Genomic DNA, 16,431 nt, shown 5'->3' on the forward strand with positions numbered 1-16,431 from the left:
CTGCGGCCCGGCTCCCCCACTGCGGGAAGCCGGGCCGCACCGCTGTACGCCGCCTGTCTCGCCTTACGTGGCGGACTCGCCCTCCGCCAAGCGCGCGCCGCCGAACCGGCGGTCCCGCTTGGCGTACTCCAGGCACGCGTCCCACAGGTTCCGGCGGTCGAAGTCCGGCCAGAGAATGTCCTGGAACACCATCTCGGCATACGCGCTCTGCCAGATCAGGTAATTCGACGTCCGCTGCTCGCCCGAGGGCCGCACGAAAAGATCCACATCCGGCATGTCCGGGTAGTACATGTACTTCGCGACGGTCTTCTCGTTGACCTTCGACGGGTCCAGCTTTCCGGCCCGGACATCCGCCGCAATCGCCGCCGCCGCGTCCGCGATCTCCGCGCGACCGCCGTAATTCACGCAAAAATACAGCGTCATTGCGTCATTGTTCTTGGTCTGCTCCTGGGCGATCTGGAGCTCCTGGACCACGGACTTCCACAGCTTCGGCATCCGTCCGACCCAGCGGATGCGAATACCCAGCGCATCCATCTCGTCACGACGGCGCCGGATCACATCCCGGTTGAAGTTCATCAGGAAGCGGACCTCGTCCGGCGAGCGCTTCCAGTTCTCCGTCGAGAAGGCGTAGAGCGAGAGGTTCTTCACGCCCATTTCGATGCAGCCCTTGAGGACGTCGAGGACGACGCCCTCGCCGACCTTGTGGCCCTCGGTGCGCGGCAGCCCGCGCTCCTTGGCCCAGCGGCCGTTGCCGTCCATCACGACCGCCACATGATTCGGGACGAGTTCGCCGGGAATCTTCGGCGGACGCGCACCGGACGGGTGCGGCTCCGGCGTCTGGTACTCGCGCCGATTGCGCCCCAGAATGCCGCGTACTGCCATGCGCCCCACGTCTCCTCTGTTCACTGCCGCACGCTTCGGTGCTTGGTTCTCTTGCCGCTTGTGCCGCTTGCTTCTACTGCTCTACGTACCGGAGAGAGCGCAGACCCCGCTCCAGGTGCCACTGCAAATACGCCGCGACGAGGCCACTTCCCTCCCGGACGTGCCGCGCCTCACAGGCATCCGCCGTCTCCCAGTCACCGGTCAGCAGCGCGCCCAGGAGGCCGATGGCCTCCGAGGAGGGTACGACGCTTCCCGGCACCCGGCAGTCCCCGCAGATCACACCGCCGGACGCGACCGAGAAGAACCGGTTGGGACCGGGCATTCCGCACCGCGCGCAGCTGTCGAAACTTGGCGCATAACCGTTCACGGCGAGGGAGCGCAGCAGGAAGGCGTCCAGGACGAGGTGCGGTGCGTGCTCACCACGCGAGAGCGTGCGCAGGGCGCCGACCAGGAGCAGGTACTGCTGGACGGCCGGCTCGCCCTCGTGATCGGTGAACCGCTCGGCCGTCTCCAGCATGGCCGTACCGGCGGTGTAGCGGGCGTAGTCGGTCACGATCCCGCCGCCGTACGCCGCGATCGTCTCGCTCTGCGTGCACAGCGGCAGCCCGCGCCCGATCAGCTCGCCACCCCGCGCGAAGAACTGCACGTCCACATGCGAGAACGGCTCCAGCCGCGCCCCGAACTTCGATTTCGTCCGCCGCACGCCGCGGGCCACGGCCCGCACCCGCCCGTTTCCCCGGGTGAGCAGGGTGATGATCCGGTCCGCCTCACCGAGCTTCTGGGTGCGCAGCACGATGCCGTCGTCGCGGAACAGACTCATGGGCTCATTCTCGCGCACGGGGGCGTGGGCCCCTCGCGCCGGTGAGATTTTCACGGTTCGTATCCTCGCGGTGACGCAGCGGCACCAGCCTGCCCGAGGAGAGGAAGGTGGTGCCCATGCCCAAACGCCAACCCCGTGATTCCCAGGAGGCCGGGTGGGAGTTCCTGGCTTCGGAGCTCAAACGCCGTCGACTGGCGGCCGGCTTGACCCAGGAAGAAGTGGGGCTGAGGGCGTTCGCCTCCGGCTCCTACATCACTCATTTCGAGAAGATGGGCCGCAAGCCGTCGCCGGAAATGGCAGCCCAGCTTGATGTGGCCCTGGAGACGGACGGATTTTTCGAGCGGCTGTGCCGGAAGCTGCTGGAGAAGTCTCCGTTCGCGGCCTACTTCGCGAAGGCCGCGGAGCTGGAGAAGCTCGCCACGAAGATCTGCGACTTCGAGTCGATGACGGTGCCTGGTCTGTTGCAGACGGCGGCGTATGCGCGGGCCCTCACGATCGCGCACCACCCGCTCGCGGAGGACGAGATCATCGAGGACTTGGTCTCGTCGCGCATAGAGCGGGCGCGGCTGATCACGGACACCCCAAGGCCCGAGTACTGGGCGATCGTGCACGAGTGCGCGCTGCACGTCCCTGTGGGCGGCCAGGCCGCCATGGCCGAACAGTTGGAGCACATCGCCGATCTGATGCGTGCCCGGAAGGTCTTGCTCCAGGTAATCCCGCTTCAAGCAGGGGCGCACTCCATCATGGGCAAATCGCTGCGGCTCATGGAATTCGACGATGCGCCGCCAACGGCCTATACAGAAGGCGCGTATTCGGGGAATCTGCTGGACGAACCAGCGATGGTGAAGCAGACCCAAGGGGCCTACGATCGACTGAGGGCCGCCGCCCTGTCCCCGGAGGCGTCCCTCCTCCTGATCGAAACGGCGGCTGAGGAACACAGACGATGTGCGACTACGACCTGAGCACGGCTCACTGGCGCAAGAGCAGCTACAGCGACGGCAATGGCGGCAACTGCGTCGAGGTCGCCCACGACTTCCCCGGCGCCGCCCGCTGGCGCAAGAGCAGCTACAGCGACCACAACGGCGGCGACTGCATAGAGGTCCGCGACGACCTCCCCGGCGTCGTCCCCGTCCGCGACAGCAAGAACCCCCACGGCCCCGCGCTCGTGATTCCCGCCACAGGCTGGACCGCGTTCGTCGGTGCGATCAAGTCCGGTGCGCTGCAAGGCAATTGACGTACCAGGCAAAAGAGACACAGGCCCCGCCGTCGCCGTATCGACCGCGGGGCCGCAACACGTCATCGTCCGCCCACACAGGGCCGAACACGACCTTCGGCACTTCTCACGCAGGCCTTGGCGCGAGCCTTACACGACGTCAGGTGCCCGGTAGCATCGCGTGATGATCGGCAAACACAACGCTGCGGAACACCACGCGGTGAACCGCCGGACACCACATTCCCCCACCCGAGGATCCCGATGACATCCATACCCGAGGCGCTGTTGTGGTGCCTCAGCGCCGGAACGGCCGCCGCCCTGGTACTGGCGGCGATGGTGGTCCGCGCGAGGATGCACAGCGCCGCCTTGAGACAGAAACTCAGCACCGCTGAGGAGCAGAACTCCACCTCGCTCCACGCCAACACGGAGCTGACGGCCCGGCTGCGGGCGACCGAGGCAGAGATCCGGCATCTGGCGGGGGCCCGCCTCCCCGATCTGACCCTGGCGCTGGCACATCCGCATGTGCCCGTCCGAGGGCTGCTGGACCCCCGGTTCGCCGGGACGGAGACCGATACCGCGCTGAACGCGGCGCTGGAGCAGATCGCCGAGGCCGTGACCAAGGAGCGGGAGCGGGTCGACGCGGCGGCGCAGTCCACGCTGCGGGGCGCGACCACCACCATCCAGGCGCTGCTGTACCAGCTCCAGACCCAGCTGCAGGCCATGCAGCACCGCTACGACGACCCGAACATCGCGCAGGACCTGCTGTCGGCGGACTTCCTCAACGAGCAGGCGCTGCGGCGTATTCAGGCGACCGGTGTCGTGTGCGGCGCCTGGCCCGGCCTCACCCGCGAGGACTCGTATCTGGCCGAGCTGGTCGTCGGCGCGACCTCCCGGCTGCGCGGCTACGAGCGCGTCCAGATCACCAACCAGCTGCGCGACCCGATCGCGGTCGTCGCCCGTGCCGTCGAGCCGATCGCGATCACCGTCACCGAGCTGCTGGCCAACGCGCTGCACCACTCGCACCAGGAGCTGCCCGTCAGCGTGACCCTGCAGCAGGGCAACCGCGGCGCCTCCGTGATCATCGACGACTACGGCGTCGGGATGCACGAGGAGGAGCTCCAGCACGCGGCGAAGCTGCTGTCCGGCGACGAGAACCTGCTTCTGACCCAGCTCGGCGACCCGCCGCGCTCCGGTTTCGCGGCGGCCGGCCAGCTGGTGCGGCAGTACGGCTACCGGGTGCACATCGAGTCGTCTCCCTATGGAGGTGTCCGCGCGATCGTGTACATCCCCGGCGACCCCCTGCTGACGATGCTCGACGAGAACACCCAGCCGATGTCCGTGATGGCGCCGGTCCCGCACCGGTCCTCCGCGCAGGACCGCGGCACACTGCCGACCCGTAACCCGGGTCACTCGGTGTCCCACACCCCGGCTCCCGCGCCCGCGCCTCTCGCGCCTCCGGCGCCCGACCCGGCGGATCTGCTCGGCACCGCGCCCTTCGGCACTGCCGGCTCCCCCGCCGCCGAATACCCCGCTGCCGAATCCCCCGCCGCCGGTCCTTTCGCCGATCCCGCTGCCGGTCCCGCCGCCGGATCCGCCCCCGGATCCGCCGCCGGATTCACCGCCGGTCCCGCTGCCGGTGACGAGCCCGAACTCCCGCGTCGGCGCCGACGCAAGCCCGTGTCCGAGCTGGACCAGACCGCAGCGCGCAGCGAGCCGCAGTCCGCGCGTACTCCGGAGGAGACCGCCTCCCGCTGGGCCGCGCTCCAGCAGGGCACCGAATCCGGCCGGGCCGCGGCACAACAGTCACAGCCCCCTCGCAGTACCGAAGGGAACCCCCAGTAATGAACACCCCCGCCACCGCTCGCCGCCGTAGCATCGAGGACAAGTCCTGGGTGCTGGCGCCTCTTCTGGAGCTGCCGCATGTTATCCACGCAGCCGTCATCTCCGGCGACGGTTTCATCGAGGGCTCCTCACCGGGCCTCAAGCGGGACGCCGCCGAGGGTGTGGCGGCCATGATGTCCGCGCTGCAGGGCGCCGGACGGGCGGTGACCGCGGCCTTCGCCGAGCAGCACGACGCGCGGCTGCGGCAGACCGTGATCGAGTCGGAGGAGGGCTGGGTCTTCGCGATACCCGCCGGTGAGAACACCTGCCTGGCCGTCTTCGCGGCACCGGAGGTCAACATGGGTGTGGTCGCGCACCATATGCAGGTCCAGGTGTCGACGCTCGGCAGCAAGGTCATGAACAGCCCGGCGCGAGATCTGGGCAACTCCGCATGACCCCCCGCCAGAGCAACCGGCGCCTCGTACCGGCCTATCTGGCCACCGGTGGGCGCGCCCGCCCCAGCCGCAACACCCTGGACCGGCTCTCCCTGCTGCACAGCGCGGGGATGCCCATCACCAGTGAGGTGCGCCCTGAAGAGCGCCGCATTCTGGAGCTGTTGCAGCCCGGGGCACTGTCTCTGGCGGAGGTCGCCGCCCATCTTCACCTGCCCGTCAGTGTGGTGAAGGTGCTGGTGGCCGATCTCGTCGATGCCGGGCGGCTGTTCGCCCGTGTCCCCATTCCCGAAGCCGAGCAATTCGACCGGCAGATCCTGGAGAGGGTTCTCGATGGACTCCGCTCTCTCAAGTCCTAGCACCGGCAGCATGTACCTTTCCGGCTCCGACCAGACACTCGTCAAGCTCCTGGTCGCGGGGCCGTTCGGAGTCGGCAAGACCACGCTCATCCGTACGCTGTCCGAAACCCCGCCGCTGCACACCGAAGAGGTGATGACACAGACCGGCGCGGTCGTCGACGATCTCGCCGGGGTGCGGGACAAGACCACCACCACCGTCGCGATCGACTTCGGGCGGCTGACGCTGCCCGGGGACCTGGTGCTGTATCTCTTCGGCACTCCCGGGCAGAAGCGTTTCCGCCCGCTGTGGGCGGACATCGCGCGCGGCGCCCTGGGCGCCCTCGTCCTCGCGGACACCCGCCGGCTGGCGGACTCCTTCGAGGTGATGGACATCATCGAGGAGGCCGGGCTGCGCTATGCCGTCGCGGTCAACGCCTTCCCCGACGCGCCGCACTACGACGTCGACACGCTCCGGGACGCGCTCGATCTGCACCCGGACACGCCGCTGGTGGTGTGCGACGCCCGGGACCGGAACCAGTCCGTCGATGCGCTGATCTCGCTGGTCACGCATGTGCTGGCGCATACGCCCCAGGACACCCTGTAAGGACGCGGGGAGACTGGTCAGGGCCGCCCGCCCGGTCGGTGCCGATCCGCGCCGATCCGCGCTTGTCCGTGCTGATGCGTGGCGGCTCTCGGCGGACGGCCCTGACCTGCTCCTGGCATGTCCCTGACGTGTTCCTATGCGCCCCTGACGCCCCGGCCCCGCCCTCGCCTGCATCCTCGTCTTCTGCCCCCTGCCCCCGTCTTCCGCCCCTGTCTTCTTCCTCGCCCCAGGAGATCCCGTGACTTCCCCGCACCCTCCCGGTGCCACCCCGCCGCCGGGCTGCCCGGCGCACGCCCACGGCGGCGCGGACGGCCAGCCCGCCACCCATCCGCTCGGCCGGCCCGACCCCTACGCTCCCCTCAAGCTGTACGGGCCGGAGTTCGCCGCCGACCCGAACCGCTACTACGAGTATCTGCGCCAGTACGGTGCGCTCGCACCGGTCGAGATCGCCCCGGATGTGACGGCCATGCTGGTCATCGACTACCGGGCCGCGCTGGACCTGCTCAACGACACCTCCACGTGGTCCAAGGACTCCCGGGAGTGGCAGAAGACCGTTCCGCCCGACTCCCAGGTCGTCCCGATGCTGGGCTACCGGCCCAACGCCCTCTTCAACGACGGCGAGACGCACCGGCGCTACCGGCAGGTCATCTCCGAGAGCTTCGAGCTCGTCGAGCCGCACATTCTGCGTGAGAAGGTCCGGCACGCGGCGGACACCCTCATCCAGGCGTTCGGCGCCAGCGGCGAGGTCGATCTCATCGGCGAGTACGCCCGGCTGCTGCCGCTGATGATCTTCAACGACATCTTCGGGATGCCCGACTCCTACAACGAGCGCCTGATCGCGGCGATCGGCGGACTGATGGAGGCCGCCTCGCCCGAGGCCGCCGCCACCGCGGACGCCGCGTTCACGAGCTACATCATGGAGCTGATCGCGGCCAAGACGGCCCAGCGCGGGCCGGACCTCACCTCCTGGTTCATGGACCACCCCAACGGGCTGTCCGTCGAGGAAGTCAGCATGCAGGTCGTACTGACGATGGCGGCGGGCAACGAACCGCTGGCCAACCTCATCGGCAACGCCCTCTCACGGATGCTGTCCGACGACCGTTACTACAGCACCCTCGCCGGCGGCGCCCTGACCGCACGGGACGCCATCAACGAGGTGCTGTGGAACGACCCGCCGATGGCCAACTACTCCGCGCACTACCCCCGTCGCGATGTGTTCTTCCACGGCACCTGGGTACGTCAGGGGCAGTTGGTACTGGTCTCTTACGCGGCCGCCAACGGCCAGTTCGGTGAAACGACGCTCGATCAGACCCGTACGGGAGGCGGCTCGCATCTGGCATGGGCGTCGGGACCGCACGCCTGCCCCGTCCAGCGGCATGCGCTGGTGATCGCCACCACCGCGATCGAGCGGCTCACCGCCTGGCTCTCGGACATCGAACTCGCGGTGACCCCCGACCAGTTGGTGTGGCGCCCCGGCACCTTCCACCGCGCGCTCGCAAGCCTTCCGGCCCGTTTCACCCCCATCACCCCCGATCAGGCAGGAGCTACCCCATGGGACAGCAGCCCGTCGTCATCGACCCGACCGGAGCCGATATCCACGGAGAGGCAGCCCGCCTCCGCGAACTAGGCTCCGCGGTCCTGATAGAGATACCCGCAGGCGTCCATGCCTGGGCCATCACCAGTCACTCCCTCCTCAAGGACCTGCTGACCGACCCCCGGGTCTCCAAGGACCCCCGCCAGCACTGGCCCGCCTGGCAACGCGGCGAATACCACGACAGCTGGCTGCAGACCTGGGTCGGCGTCACCAATATGTTCACCGCCTACGGCGCCGACCACCGCCGGCTGCGCAAGCTGATCGCCCCGGCGTTCACCGCGCGCCGCACCGACGCGATGCTCCCGCGCGTCGAGCGGATCACCGCCGCGCTGCTGGACGAACTCGCCGCCACCCCGGCGGGCGACGTCGTCGACCTCCGCGCGGCCTATTCACACCCCCTTCCCATGCAGGTCATCTGCGAATTGTTCGGCGTGCCGGACGACGAGATGCGCATCGAGCTGTCCCGGCTCTCCGATGCGATCATGGACCCCACTCTCACCCCCGAGCAGGCCGGGCAGACGTTCATCGACGTGCACACGCTGCTCACCAGGCTCGTGGAGATCAAGCGGGAGACCCCGGGCGACGACCTGACCAGCCTGCTGGTCTCCGCGCGGGACGACGACGGCGAGCGGATGACCGAGCAGGAGCTCGTCGACACGCTTCTGCTGGTCATCGTCGCCGGTCACGAGACGACCGTCGACCTGATCGGCAACGCGGTGCACGCCCTTCTGACGCACCCCGAGCAGCTCGAGCTGGTCCGTGCCGGCAAGGCCTCCTGGAACGACGTCATCGAGGAGACCCTGCGCTGGGACCCCAGCATCGCCAATCTCCCGCTGCGCTTCGCCGTCGAGGACATCGAGCTCCCGGGCGGCCCGACCATCCGCAAGGGCGAAGCGATCATGCCGTCGTATGTGTCCGCCGGGCGCGACCCCGAGCAGCACGGCACCACGGCCGCCGACTTCGACATCCAGCGCCCCGGCCAGGAACACCTCGCCTTCGGCTACGGCGTCCACCACTGCCTGGGCGCCCCCCTCGCCCGCCTGGAGGCCCGTACCGCCCTGCCGGCCCTCTTCGACCGCTTCCCCGACCTCGAACTGGCGGTCCCGACCGAGGAGCTGGTGCCCATCGAGGGCTTCATCTCCGGCGGCTACCGGACCCTGCCGGTGAGGCTCAGGCCCGCGTCGGCGTCCCCGTCGGCCTGAGGCATATCTCGTCGTTCATCATCGCCACCCCCGTAACGCCTTCCCCGTAGTGCGTTCTCGTAGTTCGTTCGCGTAGGGCGTTCGCGTAGGGCGCTCCGCGAAATTCGTCCGACACAGGGGAAACACCACGGCCGGCCGCTCGGTTGCACCGAGCGGCCGGCCGCTTTGCGCGGGCGGGGGTCTCAGGACGGCGTACGCGCCGCCGCCAGCAGCCGGTTGACGTCGGCCGGGCGCAGCATCAGCGCGGCGCCGACGGTGGCCAGGACCTCGCGTTCGGCGGGGGTGTAGGAGCCGTCGGCAAGGGCGATCCGCGCGCCCTGGAGAAGGAGCGATTCGCGGCCGGCCGGGGCGAGATGCGGGGCCAGCGGCTCCAGGGACTCATGGAGCTCTATGGCCAGCGCGGTACCGCACGGGTCGAGGCCGTGATGGCCGCAGTCGCCGCCGGTCACCGCGTCGTAGGTGCCGGTCAGCCGGCCGGTGTCGGCGGCGAGCGCGGCAAGAAGAGTGAGCAGCTGGTCCTCGGAGCAGTCGCCGAATCCGGACGCGCGCACCGTGGTGACGGCGGTGTCGCGGACGGCGCGGGAGGTGGTTCCCCCGGCGGCGAGGAGGGCGAGCGTCATGGTGTGGACGGCGTCCCGGAGCATCGCGGAGAGGCGGACGGTGGTGGGGTGGTCCAGCGCGTCCAGGCCGAAGTGCCCGTGACAGGCGGAACATTCGAGGACCGGGCCCGCGGCGCCGCGCGAGAGCAGGGGGACGCCGAGGACGGTGAGCCGGCGGCGGCCCGCCCGGCGCAGATAGTTGCGGTCCCCGCCGCAGTCCGGGCAGAAGAATTCCCCGTCGGCGACGGTACGCCAGGACGTGCGCACGCCCATCACACACATCTTGTGCATCACGTCAGCCCTCCGTCACTCTGCGGCCCCGTCGCCGTATTGGGACGTGATGTTAGCCACAGTGGTGATGTGGCGTCAGCACCCCGGACGGGACAACTGGCCGGATGGCACGGGGCCGCGGACCCGTGAACGAGCGTCGCCCGGCCCCCGTTGACGCCGGATGGGGTGCGGGGGAGAGCCTGGGGCGGCCGGGGATCTCGATGGCGGCGACGCGGGCGGTCTTGGCCGGAACGAGGGGGTCGGCAGCGCCCGGCGCCCCCGCCGCTCGCAGGGAGCAACGGGGGCGCCGGGCGCAACAGGACGCCGTGAAGCCGGAGACCGTCAGGAGGGGGCCGTCAGGAGGGGGCCGTCAGCGCGCCGAGCGGTTGACCGCCGAGACGACCGCCTTCAGCGAGGCACGCGTCGTGTTCGCGTCGATGCCGATGCCCCACAGCACCTTGTCGCCGATCGCACACTCGATGTACGAGGCGGCCTGCGCGGAGGCGCCCTCGCTCATGGTGTGCTCCTGGTAGTCCAGCAGGCGTACATCGACGCCGACGCCCTGCAGGGCGTCGAAGAACGCGGAGATCGGACCGTTGCCGGAGCCCGTCAGGACGGTGTCCTGGCCGTCGACGACCGCCTCGACCGTCAGCGCGTCGGTGCCGTCCCGGTCCGTCGTGGTCTGGCCGTTCTTGACCTGGATACGGCCCCAGGGGTTCTCGGGGTTGGGCAGGTACTCGTCCTGGAAGGCCGACCAGATGGCGGACGGGGTGACCTCGCCGCCCTCGCTGTCGGTCTTCTCCTGGATGATCCGGGAGAACTCGATCTGCATCCGGCGCGGCAGGTCCAGCTTGTGGTCGTTCTTCAGGACGTAGGCGATACCGCCCTTGCCGGACTGCGAGTTGACGCGGATGACGGCCTCGTAGGAGCGGCCGACGTCCTTGGGGTCGATGGGCAGGTACGGGACCGCCCACTCGATCTCGTCGACGGTCTTGCCGACGGACGCCGCCTGCGCCTCCATCGCGTCGAAGCCCTTCTTGATGGCGTCCTGGTGGGAGCCGGAGAAGGCGGTGTAGACCAGATCGCCCGCGTAGGGGTGGCGCGGGTGGATCTCCATCTGGTTGCAGTACTCGCTCGTCCGGCGGATCTCGTCGATCTCCGAGAAGTCGATCTGCGGGTCGACGCCCTGGGAGAAGAGGTTCATGCCCAGCGTGACCAGGTCGACGTTGCCGGTGCGCTCGCCCTGGCCGAACAGGCAGCCCTCGATCCGGTCCGCGCCCGCCATGATCGCCAGCTCGGCGGCGGCCACCGCCGTACCGCGGTCGTTGTGCGGGTGTACGGACAGGCAGACGTGCTCGCGCCGCGACAGGTTGCGCGACATCCACTCGAAGCGGTCGGCGTGCGTGGAGGGCGTCGAACGCTCCACCGTGGCGGGCAGGTTGAGGATGATCTCGCGGCCCTCCTCGGGCTGCCAGACGTCCATCACGCCCTCGCAGACCTCCAGCGCGAAGTCCAGCTCGGTGTCGGTGAAGATCTCCGGGCTGTACTGGTAGCCGAAGGCGGTCTCGTCGCCCAGCAGCTTGTCGGCGTACTCCATCACCAGGCGCGTACCGTCCACGGCGATCTGCTTGACCTGGTCCTTCGAGCCGCGGAAGACGACCCGGCGGAAGACCGGAGCGGTGGCGTTGTACAGGTGCACGGTGGCGCTGTGGGCACCGCGCAGCGATTCGACGGTGCGCTCGATCAGCTCTTCGCGGGCCTGGGTGAGGACGGAGATCGTCACGTCCTCGGGGATCGCGTCCTCTTCGATGATGGAGCGGACGAAGTCGAAGTCGGTCTGGCCCGAGGAGGGGAAGCCGACCTCGATCTCCTTGTAGCCCATGCGCACCAGGAGGTCGAACATCTCCCGCTTACGGGCCGGCGACATCGGGTCGATCAGCGCCTGGTTGCCGTCACGCAGGTCGGTGGACAGCCAGCGGGGCGCGACCGTGATCCGGTTGTCGGGCCAGGTGCGGTCGGGGATGTCGACGGCCTCGTAGCGGCCGTACTTGTGGATCGGCATCCCGGAGGGCCGCTGGCGCTGCGTCGCGGCCGTGATGGGGGTACGGCGGCCGACGGCGTGCTCGGCGGGGCTCGACGGATTCGTCATGGTGCGTGGGGCTCCTCGTATGTCCGCTGGAAGGGACGGCCGACGGGACGAAAGATCGCAACACCGAACTCCGCGGGGAGGGGGTCGGCCTACGACTACAGGCCCTCGCCGCGGCAGCTAAGGAGAAGCAGCCCGAAACGCATGATGGGCAGCAGCGTATCGGAGGACCGCGGCGATCGGTCGGTGCGTATCAGTATGCGGGACCGGCCTGACGTAAAGGGCTAACTGCGACGAACCACACGTTTTCGGGAATCTGCGGCGCGAGGAGTGACACGAGGATTACAGGGTGCCACCTTTTTGTTCACGGCTTCACCTACATGGAGGGCAACCACATGGAGCACCACCGCACGGACGGCTCCCGGACGGACCGCCGCCACGCCCGGCAGGCGCGCGCCACCCCGGCCTTCTGCACCATCGTCCCGCCGCACATCCTCAGCAATCTGGCCGAGCGGCACGAGCACGCGCGCCGCACCCTGGACCACGACGACACCCACCGCACCCGGCGCCTGGACGCCGTCGCCCGCGGCCTGACGCCCGGCGAGCCCGGCGCCGGCGCCGACAAGCCCCGGCGCACCATCTACGACGCCGGGCACCAGGAGACGGTGCCCGGCACCAAGGTCCACGAGGAGTCCGACGGCCCCTCCCAGGACGTCTCCGTCAACCGCGCGCACGCCGGCCTCGGAGCCACCTTCGACCTCTTCCTGAAGGTCTACGGCCGCAAGTCCATCGACGGCGCCGGGCTGCCGCTGGACGCCACCGTCCACTACGGCGAGAAGTACGACAACGCCTTCTGGGACGGCGAGCGGATGGTGTTCGGCGACGGCGACGGCGATCTGTTCCTGGACTTCACCATCTCCGTCGACGTCATCGGCCATGAGCTCACCCACGGCGTCACGCAGTACACCGCCAACCTCGACTACCAGGGCCAGTCAGGCGCGCTCAACGAATCCGTCTCGGACGTCTTCGGCTCCCTGATCAAGCAGTACGCGCTCGGCCAGAGCGCCGACGAGGCCGACTGGCTGATCGGCTCCGGGCTGCTGGGACCGGGCATCGACAACGGCACGGCGCTGCGCTCCATGAAGGCGCCGGGGACCGCGTACGACGACGATGTGCTGGGCAAGGACCCGCAGCCCGCGAAGATGAAGGACTACGTCGACACCGAGGACGACAACGGCGGGGTGCACATCAACTCCGGCATCCCCAACCACGCCTTCTATCTGTACGCCACCGCGCTGGGCGGCAACGCCTGGGAGAAGGCGGGCCAGGTCTGGTACGACGTGCTGACCGGCGGCGAGCTCGCCAAGGACGCGCAGTTCGCCGACTTCGCCCGGCTCACCGTCGCCGCGGCGCGAGCCCGCTACGGCGCCGGTGAGGAGCACGATGCCGCGATCAAGGCCTGGACCCAGGTCGGCGTGACGGCCCAGTGACCACCGCCTAGCGCAACCAGCCGAACGCGGGCGGTTCCGGGCGCCTGACGGGGTAGGAGGCCACCATGCGTATTCAGATCCGTCGCACCGGTGGCTTCGCGGGCATCGAGCGCCGCGCCGAGGTCGACACCTCGGCGCGGCCCGATGCCGACGAGTGGCACGCCCTGGCCGAAAAGTCCGTCGCCGACGCCCATGAGACGCCCCCCGTCGGGGTGCCCGACGGCTTCAGCTATCAGCTCACCGTCGACGGGCGGACGGTGTACTGCACCGATCCCCGGCTGACGGACGAGCAGAAGAAGCTGATCACGTGGGTGATGAAGGAGGGGGAGCGCTGAGCGGGGCGCGCCCCAACTGCCCGTCCGGGCAGACCTCTTGACTGTGTTACCGGCGGTAAACGAAGATCCGGCGCATGACCTCCGAGTCGGCGCCGTCGTCCCCCATGTCATCGCCCGCCCCCTCGCCCCTCCCCCGCTTTCCCCGTGACTTCCTGTGGGGAGTGTCCACCTCCGCCGCCCAGATCGAGGGCGCGGTGGACGAGGACGGGCGGGGCCGGTCCGCCTGGGATGCGTTCACCGCCCGGACCGGGCGGATCAAGGACGGGTCCGATGCCCGGACCGCCACCGACCACTACCACCGCTACCGCGAGGACGTCGCGCTGCTGAAGGACCTCGGCATCGGCGCGTACCGCTTCTCGGTGGCCTGGCCGCGGGTGGTGCCGGACGGCAGCGGGGCGGTGAACGGGGCGGGGCTGGACTTCTACGACCGGCTGGTGGACGCGCTGCTGGCGGCCGGGGTCGCACCCGTACCGACGCTGTTCCACTGGGACACCCCGCAGACCCTGGAAGAGGGCGGCGGCTGGCTCGTCCGGGAGACCGCCGAGCATTTCGCGGCGTACGCGGATGCGGTGGCGGCGCGGCTCGGGGACCGCGTGGAGCACTGGATCACGCTCAACGAACCCGCCGAACTCACCTTGCTGGGCTATGGACTGGGGCAGCACGCGCCCGGCCGCCGGCTGCTGTTCGACGCGCTGCCGGCCGCCCACCACCAGCTGCTCGGCCACGGCCTGGCCGTCCAGGCGCTGCGCGCCCGCGGCGCCGCCGGTATCGGCATCGCCAACTCCCACGGCCCCACCTGGACGGCGTCCCCGTCGACGGCCGACACGGAGGCGGCCGACTTCTACGACCTCCTCCTCAACCGGCTCTTCGCCGACCCGGTGCTGCTCGGCCGCTATCCCGACGAGGGCATCGCGGCGATGCTCCCGGGGCCGGTCGCCGACGACCTGAAGATCATCTCCCAGCCGCTGGACTGGTACGGGATCAACTACTACCAGCCGACCCTGGTCGGCGCCCCGGACCCGGACGCGGCGGCCGGGCCGTCCGACTTCGCGGGGATCGCCCTGCCCCCCGAACTCCCCTTCTCCCCCCGGGAGATCGAGGGCTTTCCCCGGACGGACTTCGGCTGGCCGGTGGTCCCGCAGGCCCTCACCGAGCTGCTCCTCTCCTTCCGCGACCGCTACGGCGCCGCCCTTCCGCCCGTCATGATCACCGAGAACGGCTGCTCCTACGAGGGCATCGAGGACACCGACCGGATCGCCTTCCTGGACGGACATCTGCGGGCGCTGCACGACGCGATGGCCGCCGGGGCCGATGTCCGCGGCTATTTCGTCTGGTCGCTGATGGACAACTTCGAGTGGGCGGAGGGGTACGCACGGCGGTTCGGCCTCGTCCATATCGACTACGCGACGCTGGCCCGTACGCCGAAGGCCTCGTACCGCTGGCTGCGGAACGCCCTGCGGGACCAGGCCCGGGGGTGAGTGCACCGGCGGCCCTGGCCGAGCCGTCGCAGCGGGTCGGCCGCGGCTGGATCGCCTCGCTGTCGCTGGCGAACGGCGCGATCTGGGTCGGCTGGTACGGGCCGATCCAGATCCTGCTCGCCCTCCAGGCCGCCGCCCTCGCACCGCCCGGCACCGCCAAGGAGACGGTGCTGGCATGGGTGACCGGCGCGGGAGCCGCCGTCTCCCTCCTCGCCAACCCGCTGTTCGGCGCGCTGTCGGACCGCACGGCCTCGCGGTACGGGCGCCGTACGCCGTGGATCCTGGGCGGGGTGCTGGGCGGGGCGGCGGCGCTGGCGCTGCTGGCGGAGGCCCGGACGGTGGCCGCGATGGCGCTCGGGTGGTGTCTGGTCCAGCTCACCCTCAACGCGGCGTTCGCGGCGATCACCGCCGCCGTGCCGGACCGCGTCCCGCATCTCCAGCGCGGCGTGGTGGGCGGCTGGCTGGGCGCGGCCCAGGTCCTCGGCGTGGTCGTCGGCACGGGCCTGGCCACGGTGGCCGGCGGCGTCACCGCGGGCTATCTGGCCTGCGCCGCCTTCACGGTGCTGGGCACGCTCCCCTACCCCCTCCTCCACAACGACCTGGTGCTGCCGCGCGCCGCCCGCCCGCCGTTCACCTGGCGCGGCTTCCTCGCCGGCTTCCGGATCGCCCCGCGCCGCCACCCCGATCTCGGCTGGGCCTGGCTGACCCGCTTTCTGATCAACCTCGGCAATGCGCTGGCGCTGCTGTACCTCCTGTACTACCTGCGGGATGTGCTGCATCACCCGGACCCGGACGGCGGGGTGCTGGTCCTTACGGCGCTCAACGGCGTGACCCTGCTGGCCACCGTGGTCGTCGGCGGCCTCTGGTCGGACCGGGTGGGCCGCCGGCGGCCGTTCGTCCTGTGGGCGGGAGTGATCATGGCGGCGGCCACCCTGCTGCTCGGGACGTGGCAGACCTGGACCGGTGCCCTGTGCGCCGCGGCGCTGCTCGGCATCGGCTTCGGCGTCTTCACCGCCGTCGACTTCGCCCTGATGACGGACGTCCTCCCGGCCGCCGCCCACCGCGGCAAGGACCTCGGCGTCATCAACATCGCCAACTCACTGCCCCAGGTGGCCGCCCCGGCACTGGCCGCGCCGATCGTGAACCATCTGGGCGGCTATCGCGTCCTGTACGCGGTGGCGGGGGCGATCGGGCTCATGGGGGCGTTGCTGGTGCGCCGTATCCGGGGTGTGGCGTAGGCCGCAGGT

16 protein-coding genes are annotated in these 16,431 nt (G+C 70.0%); 12 read left to right on the forward strand and 4 right to left on the reverse strand.

Translation table 11 applies throughout. From position 1 onward, the window contains the following. Positions 1 to 63 precede the first annotated feature (63 nt). Entirely contained in the window at positions 64 to 882 is an 819-nt protein-coding gene (locus ADL29_RS37370; protein WP_046928102.1) for an isoprenyl transferase, read from the reverse strand. A gap of 73 nt (positions 883 to 955) precedes the next feature. Continuing rightward, complete coding sequence (recO, locus tag ADL29_RS37375) at positions 956 to 1,702, reverse strand: DNA repair protein RecO (protein ID WP_044363845.1); 747 nt, start codon at positions 1,700 to 1,702, stop codon at positions 956 to 958. Positions 1,703 to 1,818: 116 nt separating this feature from the next. Between recO and ADL29_RS37380 the strand changes: the two genes are divergently transcribed. From ADL29_RS37380 to ADL29_RS37415, 8 genes are all read left to right on the forward strand, one after another. Further along, the gene (locus ADL29_RS37380; RefSeq protein ID WP_053927929.1) at positions 1,819 to 2,664 is read left to right on the forward strand and encodes a helix-turn-helix domain-containing protein; all 846 of its coding nucleotides are present in this window, start codon (positions 1,819 to 1,821) and stop codon (positions 2,662 to 2,664) included. Beyond that, the gene (locus ADL29_RS37385; RefSeq protein ID WP_053927930.1) at positions 2,646 to 2,936 is read left to right on the forward strand and encodes a DUF397 domain-containing protein; all 291 of its coding nucleotides are present in this window, start codon (positions 2,646 to 2,648) and stop codon (positions 2,934 to 2,936) included. The genes ADL29_RS37380 and ADL29_RS37385 overlap by 19 nt, the downstream gene beginning before the upstream one ends. A gap of 240 nt (positions 2,937 to 3,176) precedes the next feature. Beyond that, entirely contained in the window at positions 3,177 to 4,757 is a 1,581-nt protein-coding gene (locus ADL29_RS37390; protein WP_053927931.1) for an ATP-binding protein, read from the forward strand. Beyond that, complete coding sequence (locus tag ADL29_RS37395) at positions 4,757 to 5,191, forward strand: roadblock/LC7 domain-containing protein (protein ID WP_053927932.1); 435 nt, start codon at positions 4,757 to 4,759, stop codon at positions 5,189 to 5,191. The genes ADL29_RS37390 and ADL29_RS37395 overlap by 1 nt, the downstream gene beginning before the upstream one ends. Then, entirely contained in the window at positions 5,188 to 5,547 is a 360-nt protein-coding gene (locus tag ADL29_RS37400; protein ID WP_046928098.1) for a DUF742 domain-containing protein, read from the forward strand. Before ADL29_RS37395 ends, ADL29_RS37400 begins: the two co-directional genes overlap by 4 nt. Before the next feature lie 10 nt (positions 5,548 to 5,557). Continuing rightward, positions 5,558 to 6,130 carry a GTP-binding protein gene (locus ADL29_RS37405; RefSeq protein ID WP_078971579.1) on the forward strand — a complete coding sequence of 191 codons (573 nt, stop codon included), beginning with the start codon at positions 5,558 to 5,560 and terminating at the stop codon, positions 6,128 to 6,130. 238 nt (positions 6,131 to 6,368) lie between these two features. Next, positions 6,369 to 7,757, forward strand: a complete 1,389-nt coding sequence (locus tag ADL29_RS37410; protein ID WP_053927933.1) for a cytochrome P450 family protein — start codon at positions 6,369 to 6,371, stop codon at positions 7,755 to 7,757. Beyond that, complete coding sequence (locus ADL29_RS37415) at positions 7,682 to 8,926, forward strand: cytochrome P450 family protein (protein ID WP_053927934.1); 1,245 nt, start codon at positions 7,682 to 7,684, stop codon at positions 8,924 to 8,926. Before ADL29_RS37410 ends, ADL29_RS37415 begins: the two co-directional genes overlap by 76 nt. A gap of 182 nt (positions 8,927 to 9,108) precedes the next feature. Here the strand turns inward: ADL29_RS37415 and ADL29_RS37420 are convergent, their stop codons facing one another. Both ADL29_RS37420 and leuA read right to left on the reverse strand, forming a co-directional pair. Continuing rightward, on the reverse strand, positions 9,109 to 9,816 hold the full coding sequence (locus tag ADL29_RS37420; RefSeq protein ID WP_053927935.1) for a TerB family tellurite resistance protein: 708 nt from the start codon (positions 9,814 to 9,816) through the stop codon (positions 9,109 to 9,111). 349 nt (positions 9,817 to 10,165) lie between these two features. Then, the gene (gene leuA, locus ADL29_RS37425; protein ID WP_053927936.1) at positions 10,166 to 11,944 is read right to left on the reverse strand and encodes a 2-isopropylmalate synthase; all 1,779 of its coding nucleotides are present in this window, start codon (positions 11,942 to 11,944) and stop codon (positions 10,166 to 10,168) included. A 332-nt stretch (positions 11,945 to 12,276) separates the two neighbouring features. Between leuA and ADL29_RS37430 the strand changes: the two genes are divergently transcribed. The 4 genes from ADL29_RS37430 (at position 12,277) to ADL29_RS37445 (ending at position 16,422) form a co-directional block, all read left to right on the forward strand. Next, a complete protein-coding gene (locus ADL29_RS37430; RefSeq protein WP_078971580.1) occupies positions 12,277 to 13,371 on the forward strand; it encodes a M4 family metallopeptidase in 1,095 nt (364 codons plus the stop codon). A 65-nt stretch (positions 13,372 to 13,436) separates the two neighbouring features. Beyond that, positions 13,437 to 13,706: a protealysin inhibitor emfourin gene (locus tag ADL29_RS37435; protein ID WP_046928092.1), complete on the forward strand. Its 270-nt coding sequence runs from the start codon at positions 13,437 to 13,439 to the stop codon at positions 13,704 to 13,706. Positions 13,707 to 13,780: 74 nt separating this feature from the next. Further along, a complete protein-coding gene (locus ADL29_RS37440) occupies positions 13,781 to 15,184 on the forward strand; it encodes a GH1 family beta-glucosidase (RefSeq protein ID WP_078971581.1) in 1,404 nt (467 codons plus the stop codon). Further along, a complete protein-coding gene (locus ADL29_RS37445) occupies positions 15,181 to 16,422 on the forward strand; it encodes an MFS transporter (protein WP_053927937.1) in 1,242 nt (413 codons plus the stop codon). The genes ADL29_RS37440 and ADL29_RS37445 overlap by 4 nt, the downstream gene beginning before the upstream one ends. The last annotated feature ends 9 nt before the right edge of the window (positions 16,423 to 16,431 follow it).

The sequence above is a fragment of the Streptomyces chattanoogensis genome, from assembly GCF_001294335.1.
Taxonomy (GTDB): Bacteria; Actinomycetota; Actinomycetes; order Streptomycetales; family Streptomycetaceae; genus Streptomyces; species Streptomyces chattanoogensis.

Bases quoted from the DNA above. Each gene is read 5' to 3' on its own strand.
- ADL29_RS37405 (WP_078971579.1), top strand. From the start codon at position 5,558: ATGTACCTTTCCGGCTCCGACCAGACACTCGTCAAGCTCCTGGTCGCG.
- ADL29_RS37420 (WP_053927935.1), bottom strand. From the start codon at position 9,816: ATGCACAAGATGTGTGTGATGGGCGTGCGCACGTCCTGGCGTACCGTC.
- ADL29_RS37395 (WP_053927932.1), top strand. From the start codon at position 4,757: ATGAACACCCCCGCCACCGCTCGCCGCCGTAGCATCGAGGACAAGTCC.
- ADL29_RS37385 (WP_053927930.1), top strand. From the start codon at position 2,646: ATGTGCGACTACGACCTGAGCACGGCTCACTGGCGCAAGAGCAGCTAC.
- ADL29_RS37435 (WP_046928092.1), top strand. From the start codon at position 13,437: ATGCGTATTCAGATCCGTCGCACCGGTGGCTTCGCGGGCATCGAGCGC.
- leuA (WP_053927936.1), bottom strand. From the start codon at position 11,944: ATGACGAATCCGTCGAGCCCCGCCGAGCACGCCGTCGGCCGCCGTACC.
- recO (WP_044363845.1), bottom strand. From the start codon at position 1,702: ATGAGTCTGTTCCGCGACGACGGCATCGTGCTGCGCACCCAGAAGCTC.
- ADL29_RS37400 (WP_046928098.1), top strand. From the start codon at position 5,188: ATGACCCCCCGCCAGAGCAACCGGCGCCTCGTACCGGCCTATCTGGCC.
- ADL29_RS37440 (WP_078971581.1), top strand. From the start codon at position 13,781: ATGACCTCCGAGTCGGCGCCGTCGTCCCCCATGTCATCGCCCGCCCCC.
- ADL29_RS37390 (WP_053927931.1), top strand. From the start codon at position 3,177: ATGACATCCATACCCGAGGCGCTGTTGTGGTGCCTCAGCGCCGGAACG.
- ADL29_RS37370 (WP_046928102.1), bottom strand. From the start codon at position 882: ATGGCAGTACGCGGCATTCTGGGGCGCAATCGGCGCGAGTACCAGACG.
- ADL29_RS37415 (WP_053927934.1), top strand. From the start codon at position 7,682: ATGGGACAGCAGCCCGTCGTCATCGACCCGACCGGAGCCGATATCCAC.
- ADL29_RS37380 (WP_053927929.1), top strand. From the start codon at position 1,819: ATGCCCAAACGCCAACCCCGTGATTCCCAGGAGGCCGGGTGGGAGTTC.
- ADL29_RS37430 (WP_078971580.1), top strand. From the start codon at position 12,277: ATGGAGCACCACCGCACGGACGGCTCCCGGACGGACCGCCGCCACGCC.